At 50.2% G+C, this 25,990-nt stretch carries 26 protein-coding genes; 16 read left to right on the top strand and 10 right to left on the bottom strand.

What is annotated here, in order from left to right:
- Window positions 1–85: 85 nt before the first annotated feature.
- A complete protein-coding gene (locus ACQ5ES_RS08800; protein WP_445015938.1) occupies window positions 86–1,432 on the top strand; it encodes a DUF3300 domain-containing protein in 1,347 nt (448 codons plus the stop codon).
- Between the two features lie 97 nt (window positions 1,433–1,529).
- Here ACQ5ES_RS08800 and ACQ5ES_RS08795 read toward each other — a convergent pair whose 3' ends face one another.
- A complete protein-coding gene (locus ACQ5ES_RS08795; protein ID WP_445015936.1) occupies window positions 1,530–2,561 on the bottom strand; it encodes a GGDEF domain-containing protein in 1,032 nt (343 codons plus the stop codon).
- The gene (locus tag ACQ5ES_RS08790) at window positions 2,548–3,576 is read right to left on the bottom strand and encodes a CNNM domain-containing protein (protein WP_445015934.1); all 1,029 of its coding nucleotides are present in this window, start codon (window positions 3,574–3,576) and stop codon (window positions 2,548–2,550) included. The genes ACQ5ES_RS08795 and ACQ5ES_RS08790 overlap by 14 nt, the downstream gene beginning before the upstream one ends.
- A 104-nt stretch (window positions 3,577–3,680) precedes the next feature.
- Here ACQ5ES_RS08790 and ACQ5ES_RS08785 point away from each other — a divergent pair, with 104 nt between their 5' ends.
- Window positions 3,681–4,376, top strand: a complete 696-nt coding sequence (locus tag ACQ5ES_RS08785; RefSeq protein WP_445015932.1) for a DNA-3-methyladenine glycosylase I — start codon at window positions 3,681–3,683, stop codon at window positions 4,374–4,376.
- Window positions 4,377–4,392: 16 nt separating this feature from the next.
- On the opposite strand, the gene ACQ5ES_RS08780 is transcribed toward ACQ5ES_RS08785, so the two are convergent.
- Both ACQ5ES_RS08780 and gorA read right to left on the bottom strand, forming a co-directional pair.
- A complete protein-coding gene (locus tag ACQ5ES_RS08780) occupies window positions 4,393–5,082 on the bottom strand; it encodes an aspartate/glutamate racemase family protein (protein ID WP_445015930.1) in 690 nt (229 codons plus the stop codon).
- A 56-nt stretch (window positions 5,083–5,138) separates the two neighbouring features.
- Window positions 5,139–6,494 carry a glutathione-disulfide reductase gene (gene gorA, locus ACQ5ES_RS08775; RefSeq protein ID WP_445015928.1) on the bottom strand — a complete coding sequence of 452 codons (1,356 nt, stop codon included), beginning with the start codon at window positions 6,492–6,494 and terminating at the stop codon, window positions 5,139–5,141.
- 111 nt (window positions 6,495–6,605) lie between these two features.
- Here gorA and ACQ5ES_RS08770 point away from each other — a divergent pair, with 111 nt between their 5' ends.
- A complete protein-coding gene (locus tag ACQ5ES_RS08770; protein ID WP_445015926.1) occupies window positions 6,606–7,316 on the top strand; it encodes a M48 family metallopeptidase in 711 nt (236 codons plus the stop codon).
- On the opposite strand, the gene ACQ5ES_RS08765 is transcribed toward ACQ5ES_RS08770, so the two are convergent.
- On the bottom strand, window positions 7,313–9,616 hold the full coding sequence (locus ACQ5ES_RS08765; protein ID WP_445015925.1) for a S9 family peptidase: 2,304 nt from the start codon (window positions 9,614–9,616) through the stop codon (window positions 7,313–7,315). The two genes, ACQ5ES_RS08770 and ACQ5ES_RS08765, sit on opposite strands and share 4 nt — an antisense overlap.
- A 104-nt stretch (window positions 9,617–9,720) precedes the next feature.
- Here ACQ5ES_RS08765 and prlC point away from each other — a divergent pair, with 104 nt between their 5' ends.
- Complete coding sequence (gene prlC, locus ACQ5ES_RS08760) at window positions 9,721–11,787, top strand: oligopeptidase A (RefSeq protein ID WP_445015923.1); 2,067 nt, start codon at window positions 9,721–9,723, stop codon at window positions 11,785–11,787.
- Here the strand turns inward: prlC and ACQ5ES_RS08755 are convergent.
- Window positions 11,784–11,981 (bottom strand): DUF2970 domain-containing protein, encoded by a 198-nt coding sequence (locus ACQ5ES_RS08755; RefSeq protein ID WP_445015921.1) that lies wholly within the window; start codon window positions 11,979–11,981, stop codon window positions 11,784–11,786. The two genes, prlC and ACQ5ES_RS08755, sit on opposite strands and share 4 nt — an antisense overlap.
- Window positions 11,982–11,990: 9 nt before the next feature.
- Complete coding sequence (locus ACQ5ES_RS08750; RefSeq protein ID WP_445015919.1) at window positions 11,991–12,323, bottom strand: hypothetical protein; 333 nt, start codon at window positions 12,321–12,323, stop codon at window positions 11,991–11,993.
- Window positions 12,324–12,492: 169 nt separating this feature from the next.
- On the opposite strand from ACQ5ES_RS08750, the gene rpe reads away from it, so the two are divergent.
- The 8 genes from rpe to ACQ5ES_RS08710 all read left to right on the top strand — a co-directional run bounded on the left by rpe (window position 12,493) and on the right by ACQ5ES_RS08710 (window position 20,056).
- Window positions 12,493–13,167, top strand: a complete 675-nt coding sequence (rpe, locus tag ACQ5ES_RS08745; protein WP_445015917.1) for a ribulose-phosphate 3-epimerase — start codon at window positions 12,493–12,495, stop codon at window positions 13,165–13,167.
- A 49-nt stretch (window positions 13,168–13,216) separates the two neighbouring features.
- On the top strand, window positions 13,217–14,221 hold the full coding sequence (gene trpS, locus ACQ5ES_RS08740) for a tryptophan--tRNA ligase (protein WP_445015915.1): 1,005 nt from the start codon (window positions 13,217–13,219) through the stop codon (window positions 14,219–14,221).
- Between the two features lie 19 nt (window positions 14,222–14,240).
- Complete coding sequence (locus ACQ5ES_RS08735; RefSeq protein WP_445015913.1) at window positions 14,241–14,834, top strand: anthranilate synthase component II; 594 nt, start codon at window positions 14,241–14,243, stop codon at window positions 14,832–14,834.
- A gap of 183 nt (window positions 14,835–15,017) precedes the next feature.
- A complete protein-coding gene (locus tag ACQ5ES_RS08730; protein WP_445016180.1) occupies window positions 15,018–16,220 on the top strand; it encodes an aspartate aminotransferase family protein in 1,203 nt (400 codons plus the stop codon).
- Between the two features lie 15 nt (window positions 16,221–16,235).
- Window positions 16,236–17,255, top strand: coding sequence for an arginine N-succinyltransferase (gene astA / locus ACQ5ES_RS08725; RefSeq protein WP_445015911.1), 1,020 nt, complete (start codon window positions 16,236–16,238; stop codon window positions 17,253–17,255).
- Between the two features lie 29 nt (window positions 17,256–17,284).
- A complete protein-coding gene (gene astD, locus ACQ5ES_RS08720; protein ID WP_445015909.1) occupies window positions 17,285–18,769 on the top strand; it encodes a succinylglutamate-semialdehyde dehydrogenase in 1,485 nt (494 codons plus the stop codon).
- 15 nt (window positions 18,770–18,784) lie between these two features.
- Complete coding sequence (locus tag ACQ5ES_RS08715; protein WP_445016178.1) at window positions 18,785–19,189, top strand: OsmC family protein; 405 nt, start codon at window positions 18,785–18,787, stop codon at window positions 19,187–19,189.
- A complete protein-coding gene (locus tag ACQ5ES_RS08710; RefSeq protein ID WP_445015907.1) occupies window positions 19,190–20,056 on the top strand; it encodes a 23S rRNA (adenine(2030)-N(6))-methyltransferase RlmJ in 867 nt (288 codons plus the stop codon).
- On the opposite strand, the gene ACQ5ES_RS08705 is transcribed toward ACQ5ES_RS08710, so the two are convergent.
- Both ACQ5ES_RS08705 and ACQ5ES_RS08700 read right to left on the bottom strand, forming a co-directional pair.
- Window positions 20,053–20,946, bottom strand: coding sequence for a phosphoribulokinase (locus tag ACQ5ES_RS08705; protein WP_445015905.1), 894 nt, complete (start codon window positions 20,944–20,946; stop codon window positions 20,053–20,055). The two genes, ACQ5ES_RS08710 and ACQ5ES_RS08705, sit on opposite strands and share 4 nt — an antisense overlap.
- An 87-nt stretch (window positions 20,947–21,033) precedes the next feature.
- Window positions 21,034–21,270 (bottom strand): SlyX family protein, encoded by a 237-nt coding sequence (locus tag ACQ5ES_RS08700; protein ID WP_445015903.1) that lies wholly within the window; start codon window positions 21,268–21,270, stop codon window positions 21,034–21,036.
- Window positions 21,271–21,357: 87 nt separating this feature from the next.
- Between ACQ5ES_RS08700 and fkpA the strand changes: the two genes are divergently transcribed.
- On the top strand, window positions 21,358–22,149 hold the full coding sequence (fkpA, locus tag ACQ5ES_RS08695) for an FKBP-type peptidyl-prolyl cis-trans isomerase (protein WP_445015901.1): 792 nt from the start codon (window positions 21,358–21,360) through the stop codon (window positions 22,147–22,149).
- A 159-nt stretch (window positions 22,150–22,308) separates the two neighbouring features.
- Here the strand turns inward: fkpA and rsd are convergent, their stop codons facing one another.
- Window positions 22,309–22,779, bottom strand: coding sequence for a sigma D regulator (gene rsd, locus ACQ5ES_RS08690; protein WP_445015899.1), 471 nt, complete (start codon window positions 22,777–22,779; stop codon window positions 22,309–22,311).
- A gap of 88 nt (window positions 22,780–22,867) precedes the next feature.
- Here rsd and nudC point away from each other — a divergent pair, with 88 nt between their 5' ends.
- The 3 genes from nudC (at window position 22,868) to ACQ5ES_RS08675 (ending at window position 25,989) form a co-directional block, all read left to right on the top strand.
- Complete coding sequence (gene nudC / locus ACQ5ES_RS08685; RefSeq protein WP_445015897.1) at window positions 22,868–23,689, top strand: NAD(+) diphosphatase; 822 nt, start codon at window positions 22,868–22,870, stop codon at window positions 23,687–23,689.
- A gap of 70 nt (window positions 23,690–23,759) precedes the next feature.
- Window positions 23,760–24,824, top strand: coding sequence for a uroporphyrinogen decarboxylase (gene hemE, locus ACQ5ES_RS08680; RefSeq protein ID WP_445015895.1), 1,065 nt, complete (start codon window positions 23,760–23,762; stop codon window positions 24,822–24,824).
- 109 nt (window positions 24,825–24,933) lie between these two features.
- Window positions 24,934–25,989, top strand: coding sequence for an efflux RND transporter periplasmic adaptor subunit (locus ACQ5ES_RS08675; protein WP_445015893.1), 1,056 nt, complete (start codon window positions 24,934–24,936; stop codon window positions 25,987–25,989).
- Window position 25,990: the final 1 nt, after the last annotated feature.

The following is a 25,990-nucleotide window of genomic DNA, read 5'->3' as shown; positions in this document are numbered from 1 at the left end:
CATCAACTTTGTCACCAAATGAACACTAGGAGCGTCTATACTTTAACTGGCAGTCAAAAACTGCCCGCCTAACGGAGGCTCAATCATGTTTAAACTTAGCAAGGTCAACGTGCCTTTACTGAAATTCAGCGTGCTATCGCTAGCACTGGCAACCTCAATTGGCTGTACCGCAATTTCGACCGCGCATGCCGAGTCGGATAAGTATTCGGTGAGCGCAACTAACGGCGTCTACACCCAAGCCGACTTAGACCGGATGTTGGCACCCATTGCCTTGTATCCTGATAGCCTTCTTTCCCATATTCTAATTGCTGCTACCTATCCTCTGGAAGTTGTGCAGGCCGAGCGTTGGGTCAGCCGTAACGACCACTTATCGCCTGAAGATGCACTTGCCCAAGCTGATGAGGAAAATTGGGACCCCAGCGTTAAGGCTTTGGTGGCGACACCAGATGTAATCAAGCAAATGAGTGAGAACCTGGAATGGACCCAAGCATTAGGTGAGGCGTTTATCGCACAACAAGAAGATGTGCTGGCGAGTATCCAGGTATTGCGGGACCGTGCTTATGTTGCAGGAAACTTACGTAGCGACGAGCATGTCGCTGTGGCCCGCGAAGCCCGAACCATTCGGATTGAAACGGTGCGCCGTGAATACGTTTATGTACCGGTGTACGATACCCGTTATGTGTATGGTCCATGGTGGCATAGAACACCACCGGTTTACTGGGGACATCCCGGTTTAAGGGTAGCAGTGGGTAGTGGTATTCGCTGGTCTTTTTCTTACCATGTCCCGCAATGGTATTTTTTCAGTGATTTTTACTGGCCGAATCGTTATGTAGTTGTGCATCATCATCATTACCATAACCGCGATCGTGATTGGGCTCGCGACAATCGTCGTGACCGTCGCTATCGCCCTGCGCCAGGTGATGGTGATCGCTGGCGCCATGATCCGCGCCATCGTCGCAACGTGGAGTATCGGCATCGTGAACTGGTTCAAAATCCGCCGCAACTGCAGCCCCAGGATAAGCCGGGCCGAGTGGTTGCAGCCCCAGTGCGCGACAAGCGTCCACCACAAGTTGAAATCCGTCGCCGCTTGTTAGAAGCAGAAGCTGAGCCACGGATGCGGCGGGTTGAAAAACGCGGACCTATTGCAAAACAGCCGGGTCGAGTTGAGCGGCAACCAAGCGAACCTATTGTGCGTCGTCAACAGCCAGTGTTTGAGCGTAAGCCAAGTCAGCCGGTGGTACGCCAGCAGCCGCGCTTTGAGCCCAAGCCCAGTCAACCAATAGTGCGACAACAACCAGTGTTTGAGCCTAAGCCAAGTCAGCCGGTGGTGCGTCAGCAACCGCGCTTTGAACCCAAGCCGAGAGCCAAGCCGCAACCGATGCGGCAGCCGGTGGAAGTTAAAGAGGGTAAGAGTCGCAGTCATATTGACTGAGTAAAAAAGAGCGCGATGTCTTAAACCAACGCGCTCTTTTAATAAGTCGAAAGCGAAAGCAGTAGCCGTTTGTTTACGGTTGCTGCTTTTTCATAATCTATTCGTTGGCAACCATGACACAGTTACGTCCGGCTTGTTTCGCTCGGTAGAGCGCACGGTCGGCATTAATGAAGGTGTGTTCAAATGATTTTTCTGCATGCAGTTTAGCAACCCCGAAGCTCATGGTTAACGGTTGGCCAAAAGCAGCTTTGTTGTCGGCAATGAAATGACGAAGTTGCTCACTATAGAGTTTTGCCTGGTCAAGATTGTAATCGGGAAGAATAATCATGAACTCCTCACCCCCCCAGCGACCGACAACGCCCTGGTCGCAAGTGAAATCGCGTAATAGCCTCGCGGTATGTCGCAGCACTTTATCGCCCTGAATGTGACCGAGGCGATCGTTAATATCTTTGAAATTATCGATATCTGCGATAACTACCGAGGAGTGTTCGAGCTGACCGTTCGCCAGTTGACGATGTTGACCAGCGACTACGGAGTCGAGTTTCAGGCGATTGTATAAGCCTGTCAATTTATCGGTAATGGACTGGATTTCGAGTTCGCGATAAGCCGACTCGCGCGATCCTTCGTAAAAGCGAAAAAGGAACCATAACGCGATACAGACTTCGATGATATTAAGCAGCGCACCAGTGCCTAAGGTGCGCATTTCAGGCTGTCGAATCTGAACTGCCATAAATCCGATGACATACAAAAAAAGTGTTGCGGTGACCCAAGCACCTACTTTGCGACCCAGTAAAAAGAATACGATCGGTGGAATGATCATGACCCAAAGAATAGAGTAGTTCTGACCGTTGGCAATATGGATAAAGACCAGGACATTGAAGATAATCGCGGCACAAGTAAGCCAGGAGGTGAGCTTGAGACGGTCAGGGTCACGGAAATAAATCAATAAGAAAATGGCGCCGAAAAAGCTCACATAATTAAAGAGAGCGGCGTCGTAGCTATTAAATGCAAAAACATTGATACTGCCGATGAGCAGAGAAAACACTGCCATGATCTTTAAAACCGTACGCAAAAGCTGTGATTGGTGGAATATCGACTTATTCGCGTAAATTAAATCACTGTTCGGCATCGTCACTGGTCTTGATTCGTTGCCCCCAGCGCTGTTTAGCGTAGCGTCTGAGACTGGGGACAGTATCGGTTTCATCCATTATGGGTTGACCAAGAATGGTCTCTATAATGTCTTCCATAGTGATCAGGCCAAGCCAGGTGCCATGTTCATCAAACACCACCGCCATATGCTGACGCGTCTCCAGAAAACGTGTTAACGCGCTTTCCAAGTCAATGCTGGGGCTGAGCACTTCAACTTCACGCAAAAGACGACTGACTTTTTCGTCACGGTGCGATTCCAACGCCTCATTTCGCAGAATGATACCATGCGGAACTTCGTCGTCATCAATAACAGGGAAACGTGAAAACGGCATCGTTTTGACTTGCTCTAAAAATTCGCCGATGGTGCTGTCCGGTCGAACAGCTTCACAAACCATGCGCGGTGTCATCACTTTGCTAATTGTTATCGCATGCAAATCGAGAATATTACTGATAACCCGTTTTTCGTCATCATCAATGGCTTTTTTTTCATTGCCGACGATGGCGAGAGCTTTGATTTCAGCCCGGATGTCAATGTCGTGCGCGGTGCCTCCGATACGCTTGGTGATTTGGTCCGATGCCCAGATAAGAGGTTTAAGTCCAATAATCATGGTGTTCAGCATGGGAGGCAGCGCTGGCGCAAGGCCGCGCCAAAATTTAGCACCTATCGTTTTTGGAATGATTTCGGAAATGACCAAAATCAACAGCGTCATGACGGCAGATGCGATGGCTAGGTAACCGTCACCAAACACCACGCCAACTTGCGCTCCAACGCCAGCGGCGCCAACCGTGTGTGCTATGGTGTTTAGGGTTAAAATCGCAGCCAGTGGCCGATCGATGGTGCTTTTAAGACGCTGTAGTTGGTCATGCAAGCGCGGCCGTTCAGCTCTAAGCTGGGCAATGTAACTGGGCGTAATCGACAGCAACGCCGCTTCGAGTATCGAACAGAGAAAGGAAATGCCGATAGCGATAAAAGCGAAAACAATTAGTAAAAACATCGTTACCCACTAAGGTGATGATGAAAATAAAGCAATCTTGTGAAACTAGCACAGAGATGGTTAGCTTAGCTAGTAAGTTTACGACCAATGACAGAGCAGAACTGATGAAATTTAGTTATTTTCAAGAACGGGCAGTTGCGCGTAAAGGCAAAGCTGAAGTTAACCAGAGATTACCCAAAGTTGTCGATCGTGATGTGCTGACTGAACATGATGATGCCTTTTATCTTGCGGAAATGACCCGTGGTATTTTTCGCGCAGGTTTCGTGTGGCGTATTATTGATAACAAGTGGCAAGGTTTTGAGCAAGCCTTTAGTGGCTTTGTGCCAGTGTATTGGCAACAGGTACCGCCAGAGCGTTTAGAGCAACTGGCAGATGATACCCGCATTGTGCGGAACTGGCAGAAAATTGAAACCGTACCACGCAACGCTGGTATGATAGTTGAAGTCGCTGAACAGCATGGCAGCTTTGGTCAGTTTCTTGCGAATTGGCCATCGTCAGATCAAGCTGGGCTATTGGATTATTTCAAGATTAACGGTGCGCGTCTTGCTGGCGCTACAGCGCAGCATTTTCTGCGGCGTGTCGGCTGGGATGGTTTTGTTTTGTCACCAGATGTGGTGACGGCGTTAAAAAATCATAATTTAATGGATGCGTCGGCGACCAGTAAACGCGGACTACGTCAGGCCCAGCAGATGTTCAATCAATGGCACGAGGAGACGGGCTTACCTTATAGTCATCTCTCTCGCATAGTATCGATGAACGTCGATGCGGCACCGCCGGAGCGGAAACCTCGACGTACTTAATTCAACTCGTTGGTAGTTAACTTAACGCGGCTTTAATGGCCGCTGCCGCGTGTATTTCGGTGGTGTCATAGAGCTTGATTGGGGTATCGTCCTGCTGCAATAACAAACCAATTTCAGTACAGCCCAACACGATGCCATCCGCACCTTGTGCGTGAAGTTCGTCGCAGCTGCTTAAAAAAGCCTGTTTTGCGGCTGCGGTGAATTGTCCCTGGCATAACTCGTTAAAAATACAGTCATGAATGCACTCTCTGGTCGATGCGGAAGGCGTTAGCACGGTGATACCATGTTGCTCTAAACGTTTACGATAGAACTCCTGCTCCATGGTAAAGCGTGTCCCCAGTAAGCCAATCGCGCTATGACCTTGTTGCAGTATTGCCTCAGCGAGCGCGTCAACAATGTGTAGTAGTGGCGAGTTAATGGCGTCTTGTACTTCAGCGGCAACTTTATGCATGGTGTTGGTCGCAATGAGCATGAGCTCCGCGCCTGCCGCTTCGAGAGCCTGCGCCGCCTGGGTCAGGATGATCGCAGTTTGCTCCCAGTTACCTTGTTGTTGCAGCTGCTCGATCTCGGCGAAATCAACACTGTACAGCACCAGCCGCGCCGAGTGATGACCGCCCAATTTCGCGCGGGTGTACTGATTCAGTAGACGGTAGTAGACCAGTGTCGACTCCCAACTCATACCGCCAATAACTCCGATCGTTTTCATACTGGTTCTCCGAAAACCACCACCCGCGCTTTGCCGGTGCTGGCTATGAAGTTGAGTTAGCGTAGGGTGACAAACTCTTCGGCGCTGGTTGGGTGCAACGCAACGGTGGCATCGAAATCTGCCTTGGTTGCACCCATTTTTAAGGCTACTGCGAAACCTTGTAGAATTTCATCCATCCCTTCGCCGATACCGTGAATGCCGACGACTTTTTCTTCTTCACCGGTACAAACTAGCTTGAAAGTACTCAGCGCCCGGTGCGGTGTTACCGCATTGTACATGGCGGCAAACTTGGAGCGGTAAACGTTGACATTGCCTTCGCCGTATTTAGCGATCGCTTCGATCTCGGTAAAACCTACTGTACCTATTGGCGGATGGGTGAACACAATCGTTGGAATTTGGGTGTAATCCATGTGTGCGTCGGCAAGCTCTGGGTTGAATAAGCGCTCAGCGAGCAAGCGCCCAGCTTTAATGGCTACCGGAGTAAGCTGCGCTTCACCGGTGATGTCACCTACTGCGTATATACCTTCAACATTGGTGTTTTGATACTTGTCGGTACGGACAAAACCGACCGGATCAACTTCAACGCCAGCCGCTTCAAGATTAATTTTGTCGGTAGCTGGTTCGCGGCCGATGGCCCACACCAAGCAATCAACGTCTGCAATCACATCGCCGGCTTCGGTGTATACCTGCAGTAATCCGCGATCATCTTTTTCGACTTTGGTGACCACAGTGTTGGTATGCAGCGTTGGCCCATCAAGCTCGATGCGTTCGAGCAATGCATCAGTGATATCTTCATCAAAGTAGCGTAATGGACGGTCGCGGCGCACCAGCAAGTGACTGTTACTTCCCAGTGCATGTAACACCCCAGCGATTTCTACCGCAATGTAGCCAGCACCGACCACAACAGCTTTGTTGGGGCGATCTTCTAAAGCAAAAAAGCCATCTGAGTCGATACCATACTCGGCACCTTCACAAGCGGGGACGATGGCGCGGCCACCAACTGCCACGGTAATGTGGTCAGCGGTGATTTGCTCACCATTGACTTCAACAGTATTTTTGTCAACAAAGCGAGCGAAACCCTCAATGTATTCCACACCGTTACTCTCAAACCCGCGTTTGTAACCACCATGAATGCGCTCAATGTACGCTTCACGATTCCGTACTAAGGTTTTCCAGTCAAAGCCGTTTTGTTGAATGTCGAAACCATAGGCTTCACTGTATTTTAGTGCTTCGGCAATATGTGCCCCGTACCACATGACTTTTTTCGGCACGCAACCCACATTTACGCAGGTTCCACCTACGGCTTTAGCTTCGATAACAGCGGCTTTGGCACCGCGAATCGCTGCGCGGTTTGCTGAGGCAATACCACCACTTCCTGCGCCAATCGCTAAATAATCGTAGTGTCGGGTCATGCGTTGTGCTCCTGTTACGTGCTAATCTGTGACAAAATCGAAGGTAGTATGATCGCCCAAAAAGGACGCATGTGCAACGCAAGCCGCGGTTAAAGCGAGATGAAAAAAACGATGAGCTTAATCTATCCCATCCATCGCAGTAAAAAGCGTCGTTCTGTCGCGATCAAAGTTCGTGATGGCGAAGTGCAGGTGCATGCGCCCTGGGCACTTGCTGAAGCCAAGATACAGCAATTTGTGGCGAGCAAAGAAGCCTGGATCCAGAAGCACCTGCAACGTCAGCAACAGCAGCTCGCTGGCGTCCAATCACGCAACTGGCAAGCCGGCGAGCGACTACGTTGGCTGGGGCAGCCGTTAACTCTGCAAGTGCGAACTGCGACGCGGAAGAGCTGTTGCTGCAAGGACAACACGCTCATTGCCACAGTAACAAAGCGGTCCAATCCAAAAAAAGAGCCTAAAAGCATTGTTCGTGGCTGGTATCAGCAGCAGGCCAAGCAGTGGTTAGATGTTTTTTTCAGTGATTGGCCGCGCAACCATCCGTTGCAGCCAAAAAGTTGGGAGGTCGGGAGCTTCTCGAGCAAGTGGGGACATTGCAGTCGCGAAGGCGAGCTAAAATTCTCCTGGAAGTTATGGCTGGCGCCGGAATGGGTGGTGCGAAATGTGGTTATTCATGAGCTTTGTCATCTGGCAGAATTCAATCATAGTGCGAAATTCTGGCAGTGGGTGGCGCGTTATTCAGATGATTATCAAGCGGCCGAACGATGGCTTCGGCAACACGGCGTGACCGTGTTGAACGAAGCCTATCTTGACTACGCGGATGATTAACGAGCGCCTGCTGGCAGGTTCTCACGCAAAAAGTCGGTCATCATGGTGCGCAGATGCAACGTGGTGCCTGCACCTTCACTAATGCCGTGGGTACGGTTCGGATAGGCAAAAAATTCAAACTGCTTACCATGCTTAATCAGTTCGTTTACCAGGCGTTCAGTACCCTGGAAATGGACATTGTCATCGCCGGTGCCATGTACCAAGAGTAAGTCGCCCCGCAGGTTTTCCGCATGAGTAATGGCGGAGGTTTCACGGTAGCGCTCAGCCGCTTCCGGTAATAATCCTGAGTAGCGCTCTTGGTAGATGGTGTCGTAGAGCGTTAAATCAGGCACAGGTGCCAAGGCTAACCCGACATCGTACGCCTCGGGATAACGAAATAACGCATTCAGCGTCTGCGAGCCACCACCGCTGTGGCCCCAGATGCCGACGCGATCTTCATCAATAAATGACCAGCGGTCGAGCATGGCTTGCAAGGCATCATGTTGGTCGCGCACGGTAACCACGCCAAGGTTCTTATAAATCGAACGACGCCAGTCAAAACCTCTTGGCGATTTGGTGCCGCGATTATCGATCGAGGTAACAATGTAACCTTGTTGAGTTAGGTAGGTATGCCATAAGAAACGTTCGCCACCCCAACTATTGCTAACGGTTTGGCCCCACGGCTCACCATAAACATAAACCAAAATCGGATAGGTTTTGCTCGGATCAAAGTTGACGGGTTTCATCAGAAAACCATCCAGCTCAAGTCCATCTTGCGCCGTGACCTGGAAGAATTGGAAGCTACCACGAGCAAGTTCATTGAACGCAGTCTGTGCTTCGGAGTTACTTTTGATCATACGAATACGACGGTGGTCGGGCAGGCTGATCATATCCACTTGCGGTATTTGCGTGACGCTGGAATAGGTATGCACAGCGTAGTCAGCATTTGCCGATAATTGATAGCTGTGGGTACCGGCTTGCGCTGGCGTCAGTCGCTCCAACTTGCTGCTACCGTCCAGGCTGGCGCGAAACAAATAACGTTCAAGTGGCGTCTCGGGTGAGGCAATAAAATAGACCCAGCCTTGCTCCTCATTGATCTGCACGACCTCGACCACGTCCCAGTTGCCACGGGTAATGGCAGTAAGACGACCGCTGTCACGATCAACCCGGTAGATATGGCGGTAACCACTGCGTTCGCTTAACCAGGTGAACGACTCACCATCGGCGAGAAAGGTCACATCATCAACGTATTCAGCCCAGCTCTCAGTAGTTTCACGAATCACTTGAGTGACGTTGCCGGTGTCAGCATGAGCTAAAAATGCTCGGTTGACTGCTTGCGAACGAGTGAGCTGTTGAATAAACAATTGCTCGGAATTACCAGCCCATTGCATGCGAACCAGATAATGCTGACGTGGCTCACCGGGTACCTTCATCCAGGTGGTGTCGCCACCGTCCGCTGGCATTACGCCGATGCGCATGGCGGCGTTGGTCTCACCAACTTTCGGGTAGGGGAAGGTTTTCAACGTCGGATACAGCGTGTCAGTATTATTGATCATGGTAAATATGGGGGTACCTGAGGTATCCAGCTGCCAGTAGGCAATTTCTTTACCATCTGGACTCCAGCGGAAGCCGTCACGCAAAAAAAACTCTTCCTCGTTGACCCAGTCGAAGGTGCCGTTAACGATGGTATCACTGCCGTCGTGGGTGAGCTGGGTGATCTTACCGTCGCGTAAGCGCTGAACATAAATGTTGTTTTGCATAACGTAGGCGACGCGCTCAGCAGCAGGGTCGAACTTAGCGAACTGTAAGGTCGATGCATCAGCGAAGGTTCCGAGCTGAGTTAAGGTGCGCTGCTGCAGGTCGAAGACCCAGTAATCGCCTAAAGTATGGGTGCGCCATGACCGTTTAGTGTTGGTGAAAATCAACAGCTTGTTGCCCGCGTTTGACCAGTGATAGTCGGCGATTTCTAGCGGAGCCTCCGTGCCTTTTGGAGTTAACTCAGTGGCACTGATAAGCACTGTACGTTGTTGCGTGCGTGGATGATAACGAACTAGATTCTGTCCGGAATCTTGCGCGGCTTGTTCTAGAATAGTGTAACCGCTGCCGTCGGCAAGCCAACGGGTGGGTGGTACACCTCGAGCTTGATACGTATCGGTTTGGTAGAGCTCAGTTAAGCTAAGTGACTCGCCGTTGGGATGCGCCTGTTGCGCTGAAAGCGGTGCCTGGGTGGGTAGGCTGCTACATCCCGCGAGGGTCATAACAGCGATTGCTGCCGCTAAACTATGGCGCATTTTACGCAACACAGCGTAAGCTAAATTCATGATGATTTCCTGTTGTTATTTGAGCTGCGACCTTGAAAACAAAAGCTTCGGCCTAACATCTGCAGTAGAGTAGTTACACAGCGCATTATTCAAGAGGAACCCGCATGAGTCAAAACCCTTTATTAGGTGATTATCGTTTGCCACCTTTCGACGCCATCCAGCCAGAGCACATTGTGCCTGCAATTGAACAACGCATTGCAGCGTGTAAGCAGGCCATAGAAACCGTGTTGGCGGCGCAAGATTACAGTTGGGATGGGCTCGTAGCACCGTTGGAAGATGCCGATGACCTATTGGAACGCAGCTGGTCGCCAGTATCGCATCTTAATTCTGTGGTCAGTTCGCCAGAGTTACGTGAAGCGCACGACGCCTGTCTATCGCTGTTAAGCGATTACGGCACTTTTGTCGGGCAACATGAAGAACTATTTAAAGCTTTCCGGGCGCTGAAAGACAGTGATGAGTACAACGCTCTAACGGAAGCACAACGTAAAGTTATCGATGACACACTGCGAGATTTTGAGTTATCTGGCGTAGCGTTACCAGCGGCAGAGAAGAAACGTTATGCTGAGATCCAAACCCGCTTGTCTGAGCTTTCTTCAACATTTAGCAACAACCTGCTTGATGCTACTGATGGTTGGCACTATGTCGTCACAGACAAAGCGCGGTTGGGCGGATTGCCACAAAGTGCCATTGATGCAGCCGCCAGTGCGGCGGAAGAAAATGACCAACAAGGCTGGCGCTTTGGATTGGCAATTCCCAGTTATTTACCAGTGATGATGTACGCGGACGATGCGGAACTGCGTAAGGTGATGTACCAAGCCTTTACCACTCGGGCATCGGATCAAGGGCCACAAGCTGGGCAATTTGATAACAGCGAAATTATGAACGAAACCTTGGCATTGCGGCACGAAATGGCGCAATTATTAGGGTATCGCGACTATGCTGACTTAAGTTTGGCAACCAAAATGGCGGAGTCGGCGACGCAAGTTGAACAGTTTCTACAAGATCTTGCGGCGCGCTCATTGCCACAGGCACACACGGACTATCAAGAAATACTCGATTTCGCCAAAACCGACTATGGCGTCGAGCAACTTGAAGCCTGGGATGTACCTTACTTTAGTGAAAAGTTAAAACAGCAAAAATACGCTATTTCTGACGAAGAACTGCGACCTTATTTTCCTGAAGAACAGGTGCTAAACGGACTATTTAACGTTGTCGAAAATCTTTTTGGCATGAACGTAGAGGAACAAACCCCAGCATCGAGTTACCACGAAAACGTGCGCTATTTTGTTATTGGCGATAGCAATGGCGAGTTACGCGGCAGCTTCTTTCTTGACCTTTATGCGCGAAACGGCAAGCGTGGTGGTGCCTGGATGGCCGAGTGCGCGGTACGTCGCGTCACTACCGCAAACAAGTTGCAACATCCGGTTGCGTATTTAACCTGTAACTTCAACAAGCCCTTGGGTGATAAGCCTGCGCTGTTCACACACGATGAAGTATTAACTCTGTTCCACGAGTTCGGTCACGGCTTGCATCATATGTTGACTAAAGTCGATGTGGCTGGTGTGTCAGGAATTAACGGTGTTGCCTGGGACGCGGTCGAGCTACCCTCACAGTTTCTGGAAAACTGGTGCTGGGAGCCGGAAGCCTTGGCGGTTATTTCTGGGCATTACGAAACTGGTGCGCCATTACCCCAAGATTTACTGGAGAAAATGCTGGCTGCCCGAAACTTTCAATCGGCAATGCAGATGGTTCGACAGTTAGAGTTTAGCTTGTTCGACTTACGTATCCATCGCGATTACGACGTCGGGCAAAGTGATCAAATTCAATCGATTCTCGATGCGGTACGTGATCAGGTAGCGGTCCGTAAACCGCCTGCATATAACCGTTTCCAGCATGGCTTTGGGCATATTTTCGCTGGCGGGTATGCCGCTGGCTATTACAGTTACAAGTGGGCTGAAGTCTTATCCGCCGACGCGTTTAGTCGATTTGAAGAGGAAGGGGTTTTCAATCGTGACGTTGGTATGGACTTCTTGCATGCCATTTTAGAGCGCGGTGGTTCGCGCGAAGCGATGCAGTTGTTTAAGGAATTTCGTGGTCGTGAGCCTGACGTTGAAGCCTTGCTGCGCCACTCAGGCATTACCTCGCACGAACAGGCTGGTGCTCCCGTTTAAGGGAGTACCCAGTTGACGATAAGTAGTAGCGTAACCACGAATAAGACGATAAAGATGACGCCAACGCCGATGAAAATGCCTGGGTGACCCTTGCTAAAATCGCGTTGGCGATTGCCTTCAGTTTGCACACCAAAAAGCGCAGCTAGAACGCTGATAACTATACTGAAAAAATTAGGTTTGGAATCAGTACTCATTAACTTAGGTTAACCCAAGCTGACTTTCTTGTTGCTGCCGTATTCGTTCTGACCGTCTTTCGAGTCATCGAAAAGAAGCTCAAACAGATCAAGGAAATGAAACTGGGTTGAGCGGCTGCGACCAGAGAACCATGAACCCCAAGAGAGTTCATTCTGACTCGCTTGTTCAACACATTGTTGAAGGACTTGCGGCTGCTCGGAGTTATTAAACAGTTTTTGGCATTTTGCTTCAGAAGCAATAACGGACGATTGTCCACCACTAGTCAACAATGCAGCTGTAAGCATTACACTGGCAATAACCAAGCCGCTGGCGACCTGTTTGTGTTTGCGCTGTTTTTGCACTGATGACACTCCTTCCGCGAATGCGTGAATAACGTACAATTTAGCAGCTTTGTCCCTGCTTTGCCAAGCTATTTGCCGCTTTTTTAACTGGCAAGCGCGGGTCTGTCTGGTACACTAGGGCACTTTCTTAAACCAATGCCGCAGCGCATTGCAAGCAACGGGGACCACCATGGCAGATTATCTCATCGCTCCATCGATCTTGTCGGCAGATTTTGCTCGATTAGGGGATGAAGTCGACGCGGTTTTAAAAGCTGGCGCCGACGTTGTGCATTTTGATGTAATGGACAACCATTTCGTGCCGAATCTCACCATTGGTCCCATGGTCTGTAAAGCCTTGCGTGCTCACGGTGTCACCGCACCAATAGATGTACATTTGATGGTGCAGCCGGTAGAGCGGATGATCGATGAGTTTGCGGCCGCGGGCGCCTCGATTATTACTTTCCATCCTGAGGCGGCAACGCATATTGATCGTTGTTTGCAACAGATCCGCGATCACGGTTGTCAGGCCGGCTTAGTTTTTAACCCGGCGACACCCTTACACTACCTGGATTACGTCATGGACAAACTGGACGTCATCCTGTTGATGTCAGTGAATCCTGGTTTTGGTGGTCAGCAGTTTATTCCAGGTACTCTGGACAAACTCCGCGAAGCCCGGCAACGAATCGATGCGAGTGGGCGGCCGATTCGACTGGAAATAGATGGTGGCGTAAAAACTGAAAATATCGCGGAAATAGCAGCGGCGGGTGCCGATATGTTCGTCGCCGGTTCGGCTATTTTCAATCAACCGGATTATGCCAAAGTCATTAATGACATGCGGGCTGAATTAGCAACATTATCAAACTAACAAAGTCGCCATCGGTTAAGATTTGCGCGGGACGTTAACGGAATTATTTATGAGTAAACCTATTGTATTAAGTGGCTGTCAGCCATCAGGGCAACTTTCGATCGGCAATTATATTGGCGCTTTGCGGCAGTGGGTGAAAATGCAAGCGACCCATGATTGTCGTTTCATGCTGGTTGATCTGCACGCGATTACGGTGCGTCAGGATCCGCTGCAGTTGCGTGAAGCAACCCTTGACGGTTTAGCGCTCTATATGGCGTGCGGCCTTGACCCAGATAAAAGCGTGATTTTTGTACAGTCACATGTGCCTGAACATGCCCAACTGGCGTGGATTTTGAATTGCTACACGCAAATGGGTGAACTGAATCGCATGACCCAGTTCAAGGACAAATCAGATCGTCACGCGCACAATATTAATGCGGGTTTGTTTACTTACCCGGCACTGATGGCCGCTGATATTTTGCTCTATCAAGCCAACGAAGTACCTGTAGGCAATGACCAGAAGCAGCACCTGGAGCTGGCACGCGATGTCGCGACCCGGTTTAACAACATCTATGGCGACGTCTTTACGATTCCAGATCCTTTTATTCCCGAATTTGGCGCGCGCGTAATGAGCTTACAGGATCCGACCAAAAAGATGTCCAAGTCGGACGAAAATCCAAATAATTTCATTGGCTTGTTGGAAGACCCGAAAAAAATTAGCAAGAAGCTAAAACGCGCGGTTACCGACTCTGATGAGCAAGCGCGGATTTATTTTGACCCCGACGAAAAAGCTGGGGTTTCAAATCTACTGTCGATTTTATCAGCAGCGACAGATCGGCCGATTGCTGAGCTGGTGCCCGAGTACGAAGACAAAATGTATGGCCATTTGAAAACTGATACTGCCGATGCGGTAGTGGCGATGCTGGAGCCGATTCAGCAACGTTACCACGAGTACCGTGCGGACCTGGATTTCCTCAATCAGGTCATGGCCAAAGGCGCAGATAAAGCCAGCGGCTATGCCACGGAAACCTTGCGCAAGGTCTATGACGTTGTCGGCCTTGTGCCACGTCCTTAAGCCTTGAGAGCGACGTTCCATGTTGTTGATGATCGATAATTACGACTCATTCACTCATAACGTGGTGCGTTACTTCCGCGAGCTGGAGTGCGAGGTGATGGTGGTGCGTAATGACGCCATTACCCTGGCGGAAATCGCCGCTCTACCTATCAGTGGTATCGTTCTGTCTCCAGGCCCTTGCACTCCGAACGACGCCGGCATCACCTTAGCGGTAATCGAAGCCTTTGCTGGTGAAATTCCGCTACTTGGCGTTTGTCTTGGTCATCAAGCCATAGGTCAGGTATTTGGTGCCAAGGTGGTACGCGCCACCCAAGTCATGCATGGCAAAACGTCACTGCTGAGCCATCAGGGTGAAGGTCTTATGCAGGGGCTGCCGCAACAGTTCAGAGTGGCACGTTATCATTCACTGGTGTTGGCGAACGATAGTATTCCAGCCTGTCTCGCGATTGACGCCTGGACAGAAAACGCCAGTGGTGAACGTGAAATTATGGCATTGCATCACCGCGATTTGGCAGTTTGGGGGGTGCAATACCATCCGGAGGCTATTGAAACCGAACATGGCCATGCTGTTTTGCAGAATTTCGTCACTAGTTGCCGAAATTTTACGCGTTAACTATTCAACAGAAATGACAGCATACGCATAGTTATGCAGCCATCCCGCAAGCTTAACCTGATTCGCTGAACGCACTGTTTTTTCTGCTCTTTCGCAACGACAAACCGACGATTTTCTGCAATAATATGGCCACTCAAATTACCCGTAATAGAATCCGACAGAGAGGAATTTATGGCAGAACACATGAAGGTTACCCGCGAGACGTTTAATGACGTAATGGTTCCAAACTATAACCCCGCGAAGATGATTCCCGTAAAAGGTGAAGGATCACGCGTGTGGGACCAAGAAGGCATTGAATATGTTGATTTTGCTGGCGGTATCGCGGTGAACTGCTTGGGACACTGCCATCCGGCAATGGTGAAAGCCTTAACCGAGCAAGGCAATAAATTGTGGCATCTTAGCAATGTGTTCACCAATGAACCGGCGATCCGTCTGGCGAAAAAGCTGACCGACGCGACCTTTGCTGATCGGGTTTATTTCGCTAACTCAGGCGCGGAAGCGAACGAAGCCGCGTTAAAGCTGGCGCGTCGCTGGGCGCTGGATAACCACGGCGCTGACAAAGATCAAATTGTCGCTTTCGCCAAAGGTTTCCACGGGCGTACATTTTTCACCGTCACTGTCGGTGGACAACCCGCTTACTCAGATGGCTTCGGGCCAAAACCAGGCGGCATTCAACACGTCGAATACAATGATCTGGCGGCACTCGAAGCGCAAATGTCAGATAAAACCTGTGCCGTGATGATGGAGCCGTTGCAAGGCGAAGGCGGAGTCATAAGCCCAGATCTGGAGTTTGTTAAAGGTGTACGGGCGCTTTGTGACAAATACAACGCGCTGTTGATTTTTGATGAAGTACAAACAGGCTTTGGCCGTACCGGTAGCCTTTATGCTTATCAACAACTGGGTGTTACCCCTGATATTTTGGCGTCGGCGAAATCGCTGGGTGGCGGCTTCCCAATTGGTGCGATGTTAACCACCAAAGCTATCGCTGAACACCTGAAACCGGGCACCCATGGCAGTACTTATGGCGGTAACCCGCTTGCCTGCGCCGTCGCTGAAGCTGTGTTTGATGTGGTGAGCACCGAGGAAGTGTTGGAAGGTGTTAAAGCGCGCGAAGAGTTATTTAAAAGTAAGCTGGCAGAAATCAACGAACGTTACGGCATCTTTAAAGATATCCGTGGCAAAGGCCTGTTGATCGGTGCTGAGTTGAGCGACAACTACGAAGGTAAAGCGCGCGACTTTCTTAACGCGGGTGCAGAAGAGGGCGTGATGGTACTGGTTGCAGGCCCCAATGTGATTCGTTTCACACCGTCGTTGGTTATTCCTGAAGCGGATGTTTTAGAGGGTTTGGCACGCTTCGAAAAAGCGGTCGCGAAACTCGTCGGATAAGACGGCGGAGCCTATATGTTAGTAGTACGTCCAATTAGGCCGCAGGATTATGCGGCGCTTTATGACTGTGCAGTGGAGTCAGGTTACGGCTTTACTTCATTGCCCGTTGATGAAGATTTGTTGCGCCGGCGTATCGCGCGTGCTCAGGAAGCCTTTGCGCGAGAGCATGTTAGCGAGCCAGGCGAGGAAGGCTACCTGTTCGTTATGGAAGATACCGAAACGGGTGAAGTCGTTGGCTGTAGCGGTATTGAGGCTGCTGTGGGCTTAACCGAAGCATTCTATCATTACCGGCTGGGTAAGATCGTCCACCACTCTAAAGGACTTGACGTCTACAATGCATTAGAAACGCTAACCCTATGTAATGATTACACTGGGGTGAGTGAGTTGTGCACGCTATTTTTGCGCGAACCCTTTCGGAAAAACCAAAATGGTCGAGTGCTCTCGCGCTTCCGCATGCTGTTTATGGCGGAGTTTCATGAACGCTTTAGTCAATTTGCGATTGCCGAGATGCGTGGTGTTTCGGACGACAATGGCGAATCCCCGTTCTGGGGCTGGTTAGAAAAGTATTTTTTCAATATGGACTTTGACCAGGCTGACTACCTTACGGGTATTGGTGAAAAAGCCTTTGTTGCTGAATTGATGCCACAATTTCCACTCTATGTGAAAATGCTCGAACCTGAAGCACAAGCCGTGATTGGAAAGGTGCATGACAACACCCGCCCTGCGTTACGGATGTTGGAAAGTGAAGGCTTCCGTTTCCGTGGATACGTGGATATTTTTGATGCCGGACCAACGGTGGAAGTGGAAGTCGCCAATATTAAAAGTGTCCGGGAAAGTCAGCGTAAAGCTGTCCGTATTGCTGAAGTTCAGTCCGACAATGCAGCTGATGTGATTATGTGCAATACGCGAGTGGCGGATTTCCGTGCCGGACGTGCCAGCATACAAGAACACTCCGATCATATTGTTATTACCCCCGAAACGGCTGACCAACTGCGCCTGCAAAACGGGGATCATGCGCGCTTTGTCGCGTTGTAAGTGGACTCAAACTGCGAGGAACACACATTATGTCAGAACAAAATTTATTCATCGGCGGCGAATGGCTTGCTGGTGAAGGTGACGAATTTAAGTCAATTAACCCAGCTCGTGACGAAGTCGTTTGGGCGGGGCGTTGTGCTTCAGAGGCGCAAGTTGATGCTGCGGTAATGGCCGCGCGTGAGGCCTTTATCGACTGGACTGATCGTGAGTTCGATGAGCGCCTGGCGATTTGTAAAAAGGTTTCTGAATTACTTGAAGAGAATAAACAAGAATTTGCGGAAATCATTGCCGAGGAAACCGGTAAGCCTATTTGGGAAACGCTGACAGAAGTTGGTGCCATGATCGGTAAAGTTGCTATTTCCGAGCGCGCCTATCATGAACGTACGGGAACAGTTGAGAATCCAATGCCAGCCGGTAAGGCATTCATTCGCCATAAAGCTCATGGTGTTGTGGCAGTTTATGGCCCCTATAATTTCCCTGGGCACTTGCCGAACGGCCACATTGTGCCCTCGTTATTAGCGGGCAACACTGTCGTCTTCAAGCCTAGTGAAATGACCCCGAAAGTGGCTGAGTTCACGATGAAACTGTGGCAGCAAGCGGGCTTACCAAAAGGCGTGCTTAACCTGGTTCAAGGACTGGTAGAAACGGGGAAAGCATTGTCTGCTCACGGCCAAATTGATGGCTTGTTCTTCACCGGTTCATCGGGCACCGGGCATGTGCTACACAAGCAGTTTGCCGGTCGACCGGATAAAATTCTGGCGTTAGAGATGGGGGGCAACAACCCACTCATCGTGAAAGACGTTGCCGATGTTGATGGTGCAGTTCATGACATCGTGCAATCGGCATTTATTACTTCGGGTCAACGTTGCACTTGTGCGCGACGCCTGTTCATTGAGCGTAGCGATAATGGCGACGTCATCCTTGAGCGCTTACTCGAAGTAGCCAAACAAATTGAAGTAGGCGATTACGCAGCAGAACCTCAGCCGTTTATGGGCGCGATGATTTCTGCCAAAGCGGCAAATGAAATGGTAAAAGCACAAAACGATTTGGCCGCTGCTGGTGGGAGTGTATTGCTACGTATGCAACAAAAAGACCATCACCTTGGCTTTGTCACTCCGGGCATTATCGATGTGACCAACGTTGAAGACATGCCAGATATTGAGCATTTCGGTCCATTGTTGAAAGTTTACCGGTACACAGATTTTGATGCGGCGATTAAAGAAGCGAATAACACCAGCTTCGGCTTATCTGCTGGTATTTTATGCGATGCGGAAGAGACTTACCGATACTTCTTTAAGCGTATTCGTGCAGGCATCGTGAACTGGAACAAACCGATCACCGGCGCAAGCAGTGCTGCACCGTTTGGCGGTATTGGTGCCAGTGGTAATCACCGTGCAAGTGCTTACTATGCAGCTGACTACTGTGCTTACCCGGTGGCCTCAGTCGAAACTGAAAAGGTCAACATGCCAGAGAAATTACTTCCTGGTCTGCATTTCGACAAGCAAGAGGGCTGAGTCATGGCAACAGCAATGAAATCAACAGTCGAATGGCAACAGGGCATGGTTTTTAAGGCCACTTCAGGAACCGGTCATGAGGTCATGCTCGATGGCGATAAAGCCGTTGCTGGTTCACCCATGGAGTTGGTGCTTGCTGCGGCAGGCGCCTGTTCATCTGTAGACGTGGTGAGTATTCTGGAAAAAGCGCGGCAGCAGGTCACTGGCTGTCGCTGCGAAGTCAACGGTGAGCGCGCTGATGCAGTGCCGGCCGTGTTTACTAAGATTCACCTGCATTTTGTGGTAACCGGTAAAGATGTTGCAGAAAAGCACGTCGAGCGCGCTGTTCAACTTTCGGCGGAGAAGTATTGTTCGGTAGCGAAGATGCTGGAAGCCGCTGTCGAAATGTCACACAGTTACAGTATCGAGCAGGCCGACTAAGTGAACTATCGCCATAGTTATCATGCCGGTAATTTTGCTGATGTAATGAAACACGCTCTGCAATGGGCGTGTTTGTCGTATCTGCAGCAAAAGCAAAAGCCGTTCTGGTTATTGGACACGCATGCCGGAATCGGTATGTACGATTTGCAGGGCGAGCAGGCGCAAAAAACCGCGGAATGGGAATTAGGTATTAAGCGCCTATTGCACGCCTCGGATGTACCTGAAGAGCTTGCTGGTTACGTACAAGCTGTGCGTGAACTCAACCTGCCAGACGATAGCTGCCGCTGGTATCCGGGGTCACCGTACTTGGCCGCGTTGCAGTTACGTGAGCAGGATCAGCTGACGTTGTGCGAACTTCACCCTGAAGATGCGCAACTGCTGGCCGAAAACGTTGTACAGGATTTCCCCCGGAGCCAACGCATTACCGTTGCTGGCGGTCGTAATGGCTTTGCTGCATTAAAAGCACTGACACCGCCACCCATCAAACGGGGCATGGTACTGATCGATCCACCTTTTGAACAACCGGATGAGTTTGCGCAGGTGATTAATGCGCTGGCCGACGGTACCAAACGCTGGGCGAACGGAACCTATGTGGTCTGGTACCCGATTAAGGACCCCGTGGTTGCCAGTGAGTTTCAACAGGCAGTGGCTGACTTGCCGCAGGTAAATAAAGCCATGGCTGTTGATTTGTTGATTTGTGGAGCGCAAGACTCGAGCCGCTTAAACGGTTGCGGCATGCTGTTTATTAATCCACCTTATGGTGTGGTGCAACAGTTGCCGACTATCATGAATTTTCTCACCCCTTTGCTCAGACAAGAGCGCGGTGCCGAATGGCAAAGTCATTGGCTGGTGGGCGAAGCAGGCTAACTTTTCAACCAGCCTGGCTTGCCGCCGTGTAATTTAGCGAACATCATTTCTTCGATCAGCGGTGCCAGGATCAACTCCATGGCAAAGACCATTTTGCCACCCGGTACGACTAAGGTATTCATGCGAGACATAAATGAGCCTTCTATCATTTGCAGGTAGTAGGGGAAATTGACGTTACGCATGCCACGAAAGCGGATCACTACGAAGCTCTCGTCCAACGATGGAATGTCTTTAGCACTAAACGGGTTGGAGGTATCCACGGTGGGAACCCGTTGGAAGTTTATATGGGTACGCGAAAATTGCGGTACGATGTGATGGATGTAATCTTCCATACTGCGCACAATACTTTGGGTTACCGCCTCGCGACTATGGCCCCGTTCCGCAGTATCGCGGAGCAATTTCTGAATCCATTCTAAATTGACGATTGGAACCATGCCGATCAGCAAATCGACGTAGTTCGCGACATCATGATCGGCAGTTTTTACGCCACCATGAAGTCCTTCGTAAAAGAGCAGATCGGTATCATCCTGGACCGACTCCCAGGGAGTGAAGGTACCTGGCATCTGGTGGTAGGGCACGGCATCATCAAAGTTGTGTAAATAACGCCGAACTTCGCCTTTGCCACTTTCACCATACTCGCGAAATAATGCTTCCAAACGGTTGAAGTCGTTCGCTTCCGGCCCAAAGTAACTAATGTGTCGGCCTTGTTCTTGAGCTTTACGAATGGCAACGTCCATTTCGGGGCGCGAGTACAGGTGAAAGCTGTCGCCTTCAACGCAGGCGGCAGTGATGTCCTGCGAACGGAAGATGTGTCGCAACGCCTGACTTGTGGTGGTGGTGCCTGCTCCTGAGGAGCCTGTTACCGCAATAATTGGATGTTTGACCGACATGCTGACTCCGTTAAAGTTGAATGAATGTTATACGGGGTCAGCTAACAGCGGTCAAGTTAAGCTCGAATTCGTGGTCGAGGTGGACTATTAATAATGAGGTGGCACATCGTCTGCTGGGTCACTATTATCATTATCGTCACTGCGCTCTTGCAGCTGTTGCAGGCGCTGGCCAAGTAGTTTTAGCTTGTGCTGCATAATTTGCAGCTGTTCAGATTGTACGGTGACTAATTGATTGAGGGTTTCAATCGTGTCATCTTGAAACGCTAACCGACTTTCTAAATCGGCAACGCGCGTTTGGAGTTCGCTGTCATGCTGTTCAGCCATAGGCAAATACACCTGTTTATGTGTAGTATAGTGGTTGCGACAAATTAGACCTTGTTAGAAGCAAGAATTCAATCATGGAGTAAGTGAATGAGCTATTTAAAGAAGACTTTAGCGCTTAGCCTCGTTGCTATCGCAATTAGTGGTTGTACCCAACAAAAACAGGAAACCTATCCTGTTTCTGAAAAGGCACCAACAGAAGAGCAAGCGAAAATGGCCTATGCTCTGGGTGCTTCAGTGGGTACTTTTGTGAACAGTAACCTGGATGAGCAAGATAAAATGGAGTTCGTGCTTGACCGTAACCAAGTTATTGCTGGGTTTGTTGACTCGCTTAAAGATAAGTCGAAGTTAACCGAAGAAGAACAACAGCAATTACTTACGGACATGCAAAAGCAATTCACCGAGAAAAAAGCAGCCAATTTGGGTGCTGAAGCGCAAGCAACCGGTGAAGCTTACCGAGCTGAGAACGTCGATAAAGAAGGTGTTACGGTGACCGAGTCAGGCCTGCAGTACGAAGTGCTGACCGAAGGTGCTGAGGGTGGTAAGCAGCCTGCAGCTGACGATATCGTTGAAGTTCACTACGAGGGAACCCTCGTTGATGGAACAGTTTTTGACAGCTCAGTCGAGCGCGGTGAACCAGCAGTATTTCCTCTTAACCGAGTGATCCCAGGCTGGACCGAAGGTGTGCAGTTAATGAGCGTAGGTGACAAGTATCGCTTCGTTATTCCACCTGAATTGGCTTACGGTGACCGTGAAGTCGGTGGCGGCACAATTCCACCGAAATCAACGCTGATCTTCGAAGTTGAGCTGCTTGACGTTAAAGACAAGCCAGCAACTGAAGCAGCGCCTGAAGCAGCTGCAGAAATTGAAGCACAAGGCTAAGCCTCAAGCTTCCTCAAGCTCCCCTAAGTAAAGTATAGAAAAGCGCCGTTCGTCGGCGCTTTTTTTGCAAGGTCAGTACATTAATTGCTACGAAAACCTGCTGCCAAAATGGGGCACCTTTCCCGACAACGCCCCACAACAAAATCCTGCCTAGTCTCCCTACAGTAAACGATGCTGTTCCAGGGCGTGTAAGAGACGGTCTTCAAACTCCATCCGTAGTTCCAGTGCTTCTGCGAGTGCAGACAAGTGACGGTCAAAGTCGTCTAAGTGCGTATCATCGACACTATTACCGTACTGGTCGTGGAAGGCGAGTGCGACTTCCGTAGTTTCGCTGATCAGAGGGAAAAGTTCAGCGGCAAGCTCTTCTGTTTCGGCCGGTGCATCGCCACAATTCGTAATGATTTGGTCATAGATCTCGAAGTGACCTGCGGAAACGTAATCAACGAGCAACCCGCAGAAGTTACGCACATCTTCCACCGCTGGGAGTGCTGACTTTTCTTTGTCATAGGGAGGTAGTCCAGCAAGCTTGAAATATTCGATGAGCAGCAGCTGGCGTTCCTGTAACCAGGTATCAATAGCTTGATGGGCGCCGCCCCAACGTTGTTTGGCTTGTTCTTGTTGCTTCAGCATGCTTGCCTCTCCTTCTTTGCGTAGTGTCAATCTTCCGATGATGCTAAGCTTAGGTCAATAGTTTTTACCATATAGATAAGTTGCTGTTATGACAAAACCTTATCAACGTCCTGCTGCTGACGAACCGGCTTGGTGGTTTATTTGTGCTGGTGGTGAGATTGTTCTCGATGAGGACAATCAACCGCCCCATGGCCGCGCGCAAGATCTTCCGTTGCCCACCTTAGACGAATACGAGGTGATTTGGCTGGGGGAAGTGCGTGAGCGCAGCTGCTATTTAGTGTTAGCAGATTTCGGCGATGACGCTTTTGCCGGACTCGGTGAGTTCCAGTCGTTGCGACCCATGATCGAAGATTATGACGAAGAGATGTTTTCCATGGCGTCACGGGCGAAACAGCTGACCGAGTTTGTATCGACCCACCGATTTTGTGGTCGTTGTGGGGCCCGCATGCAAGCAGTTGACTGGGAACTGGCAATGCAATGCCACACCTGCAAACATCGCTGCTATCCACGCATTTCGCCGTGTATTATTGTGGCGATTCGCAAAGGTAACAAAATTTTATTGGCGCGCGGTAAACGTCATCGCCCTGGACTCTACTCGGTCCTGGCCGGTTTTGTTGAATCAGGCGAAACCCTTGAACAGACGCTGGCCCGGGAAGTGATGGAAGAAGCCGGTATCAAAGTTAAAAACGTCGAGTACGTGTGCAGCCAACCCTGGCCATTCCCCAATTCATTAATGATGGGTTTCACCGCGGAGTGGGAAAGTGGCGACCTGCATTTGGATCCATTTGAACTTGAGGAAGGCGCTTGGTTTAGCTTTGCAGAACTACCCGATGTACCCCTGCCAGACACCATTGCCCATAGATTGATCCAAACCGCAAAAGCGCAAATAGAGCAAGAATCTGAGACCTGAGACTGATAGAATAGCGTCGCAATTTTTGACCGGCCGAACCTTTAAAGCTAAACATGGGTAGTACAAGCGAATGAGTACTTTGCAAAATGATCTTTATTTACGTGCATTGTTGCGAGAGCCGACAGAGCGCACACCGATTTGGATGATGCGCCAGGCAGGCAGGTATTTGCCTGAGTATCGCGAGATTCGTAAAGAAGCTGGCGATTTTATGACGCTGTGCAAGAATCCGGAGCTGGCATGTGAGGTAACTATGCAACCATTACGCCGGTTCCCGCTAGATGCCGCCATTTTGTTTTCAGATATTCTGACGATTCCAGATGCGATGGGGCTTGGCCTCTATTTTGAAACCGGAGAAGGCCCGAAATTCGAGCGTCCGGTGCGAGATCTTGCTGCGATTAATAAACTCGGTGTTCCCGACCCTGAGCAAGAGCTTGGCTACGTGATGAATGCCGTTCGCACGATTCGACGTGAATTGCAGGGTAAGGTGCCGCTGATTGGCTTTTCTGGCAGCCCGTGGACGCTGGCGACCTACATGGTTGAAGGTGGCAGCACCAAAAACTTCAGCGAAGTGAAAAAATTGATGTTTGCTGAACCACAGGCAATGCATAAGTTACTGGACACGTTGGCACAGTCGGTCACAAGTTATTTGAATGCGCAAATCGCTGCCGGCGCGCAAGCGGTTATGGTTTTCGACACCTGGGGTGGTGTGCTAAGCCCACGCGATTATCGCGAATTCTCGCTGCGCTATATGCAACAGATTGTCGATGGCCTGACGCGGGAAAACGAAGGGCGTCGTGTACCTGTCACCTTGTTTACCAAAAATGCTGGCCCCTGGTTGGACGAAATGGCCAAAACCGGTGCTGATGCTTTGGGCGTCGATTGGACCACAGATCTTGCCGATGCGCGCAAGTTAGTGCAGGACAAAGTCGCCTTACAGGGCAATATGGACCCAAGCATGCTGTACGCGTCGCCAGCACGAATTGAAGAAGAAGTGGCAACGATTCTGGCAAGCTACGGCCATGGTCACGGTCATGTATTTAACCTTGGCCACGGTATTCACCCGCAAGTCGATCCAGACCATGCAGCGGCATTTATTGAAGCCGTGCATAAGCTTAGCCCTGCCTATCACCGCTAATTTGCGGTAAACCTCAACGAATCGGCGGTAAGCGGGGCTGCCGCCGGGTCGTGTCACTGTACAATAACGCCATAGTCTTAGAATTCCTTTAAAGCACGTCGGGGAGTAGATGGCGGTGGCAAAATTTTTTAATCCGGTTTCATTACTAGTCGTACTTTTGGCCTTAGCCGCGGCTTATTTCATCTTCATTCATGAAGCAGTTATCGAAGAACAGCGGCAGCAAGAAGCTGTGCCTGTTAAAGCGACCGCAGTAGAGATGAAACCTTTTCGCGATATTATCGCAGCTATTGGTACCGCTCAGGCGAATGAGTCGGTGGTGATCACTGCACAAACCCAGGAGAAAGTGGTCGCGGTTCATTTTAGTGATGGCCAGACCGTTTCAGCGGGTGACTTACTGGTTGAACTTGATGCGCGCGAAGAACAAGCCCGTGTGCAGGAGTTGAAATTCCGCCTGGCTGAAGCCAAACGCCAATACCAACGGTTGCAGGATCTCGCAATTCAAAAGGCGGCGTCTCAGCAACAGCTTGAAACCCAGGATGTCGTGGTAAAAGAAATTGTTGCATCGTTAGATGTTGCTGAAACGCAGCTTGCGCGAAAGCGTATCGTTGCGCCGTTCGATGGTCGTTTAGGTATTCGTCAGATCAGCGTGGGTTCGTTGGTGGCGCCAGGACAAGAGATTACTACTTTAGATGATATTACCCCGATTAAATTGGATTTCAGTGTGCCGGAGCTGGTGTTCGCGAGCTTGGCTATTAATCAGACGGTTTCCGCATTAAGCGGTGCTTATCCAGGTCGTGAATTTGAGGGCATCATTCGTAGTATTGATTCGCGGGTCGATCCGGTAACGCGCTCAATCTTAGTGCGCGCCGAAGTTCCTAATGAAAAAGGTTTTTTACGCCCAGGCATGCTGTTGCGGGTCGAGTTGCTGCGCAGTGTTGATAGCGTTATGCTGCTGCCCGAACGCGCAGTGGTACCGCTGGATACCCGACATTTTGTTTATGTGGTTGGCGAGGATAATATCGCCAGGGAACGCAAAATCACCATCGGACGGCGCCAACCGGGCGTAGTTGAAGTTATTGAAGGCCTCGAACCTGGCGAACAAATTGTAACTGACGGTATCGTGCGGATGCGCGACGGCATCGAAGTTACCATTAAGGAGAGCTAAT

It is taken from the genome of Pseudidiomarina xizangensis, from assembly GCF_052541995.1.
Note: the sequence above shows the minus strand (reverse complement) of the source record. Positions and strands in the feature narration are given on the sequence as shown.

Coding starts and splice junctions, on each gene's coding strand:
- ACQ5ES_RS08800 (WP_445015938.1), top strand. CDS start 86: ATGTTTAAACTTAGCAAGGTCAACGTGCCTTTACTGAAATTCAGCGTG.
- ACQ5ES_RS08795 (WP_445015936.1), bottom strand. CDS start 2,561: ATGCCGAACAGTGATTTAATTTACGCGAATAAGTCGATATTCCACCAA.
- ACQ5ES_RS08790 (WP_445015934.1), bottom strand. CDS start 3,576: ATGTTTTTACTAATTGTTTTCGCTTTTATCGCTATCGGCATTTCCTTT.
- ACQ5ES_RS08785 (WP_445015932.1), top strand. CDS start 3,681: ATGAAATTTAGTTATTTTCAAGAACGGGCAGTTGCGCGTAAAGGCAAA.
- ACQ5ES_RS08780 (WP_445015930.1), bottom strand. CDS start 5,082: ATGAAAACGATCGGAGTTATTGGCGGTATGAGTTGGGAGTCGACACTG.
- gorA (WP_445015928.1), bottom strand. CDS start 6,494: ATGACCCGACACTACGATTATTTAGCGATTGGCGCAGGAAGTGGTGGT.
- ACQ5ES_RS08770 (WP_445015926.1), top strand. CDS start 6,606: ATGAGCTTAATCTATCCCATCCATCGCAGTAAAAAGCGTCGTTCTGTC.
- ACQ5ES_RS08765 (WP_445015925.1), bottom strand. CDS start 9,616: ATGAATTTAGCTTACGCTGTGTTGCGTAAAATGCGCCATAGTTTAGCG.
- prlC (WP_445015923.1), top strand. CDS start 9,721: ATGAGTCAAAACCCTTTATTAGGTGATTATCGTTTGCCACCTTTCGAC.
- ACQ5ES_RS08755 (WP_445015921.1), bottom strand. CDS start 11,981: ATGAGTACTGATTCCAAACCTAATTTTTTCAGTATAGTTATCAGCGTT.
- rpe (WP_445015917.1), top strand. CDS start 12,493: ATGGCAGATTATCTCATCGCTCCATCGATCTTGTCGGCAGATTTTGCT.
- trpS (WP_445015915.1), top strand. CDS start 13,217: ATGAGTAAACCTATTGTATTAAGTGGCTGTCAGCCATCAGGGCAACTT.
- ACQ5ES_RS08735 (WP_445015913.1), top strand. CDS start 14,241: ATGTTGTTGATGATCGATAATTACGACTCATTCACTCATAACGTGGTG.
- ACQ5ES_RS08730 (WP_445016180.1), top strand. CDS start 15,018: ATGAAGGTTACCCGCGAGACGTTTAATGACGTAATGGTTCCAAACTAT.
- astA (WP_445015911.1), top strand. CDS start 16,236: ATGTTAGTAGTACGTCCAATTAGGCCGCAGGATTATGCGGCGCTTTAT.
- astD (WP_445015909.1), top strand. CDS start 17,285: ATGTCAGAACAAAATTTATTCATCGGCGGCGAATGGCTTGCTGGTGAA.
- ACQ5ES_RS08715 (WP_445016178.1), top strand. CDS start 18,785: ATGAAATCAACAGTCGAATGGCAACAGGGCATGGTTTTTAAGGCCACT.
- ACQ5ES_RS08705 (WP_445015905.1), bottom strand. CDS start 20,946: ATGTCGGTCAAACATCCAATTATTGCGGTAACAGGCTCCTCAGGAGCA.
- ACQ5ES_RS08700 (WP_445015903.1), bottom strand. CDS start 21,270: ATGGCTGAACAGCATGACAGCGAACTCCAAACGCGCGTTGCCGATTTA.
- fkpA (WP_445015901.1), top strand. CDS start 21,358: ATGAGCTATTTAAAGAAGACTTTAGCGCTTAGCCTCGTTGCTATCGCA.
- rsd (WP_445015899.1), bottom strand. CDS start 22,779: ATGCTGAAGCAACAAGAACAAGCCAAACAACGTTGGGGCGGCGCCCAT.
- nudC (WP_445015897.1), top strand. CDS start 22,868: ATGACAAAACCTTATCAACGTCCTGCTGCTGACGAACCGGCTTGGTGG.
- hemE (WP_445015895.1), top strand. CDS start 23,760: ATGAGTACTTTGCAAAATGATCTTTATTTACGTGCATTGTTGCGAGAG.
- ACQ5ES_RS08675 (WP_445015893.1), top strand. CDS start 24,934: ATGGCGGTGGCAAAATTTTTTAATCCGGTTTCATTACTAGTCGTACTT.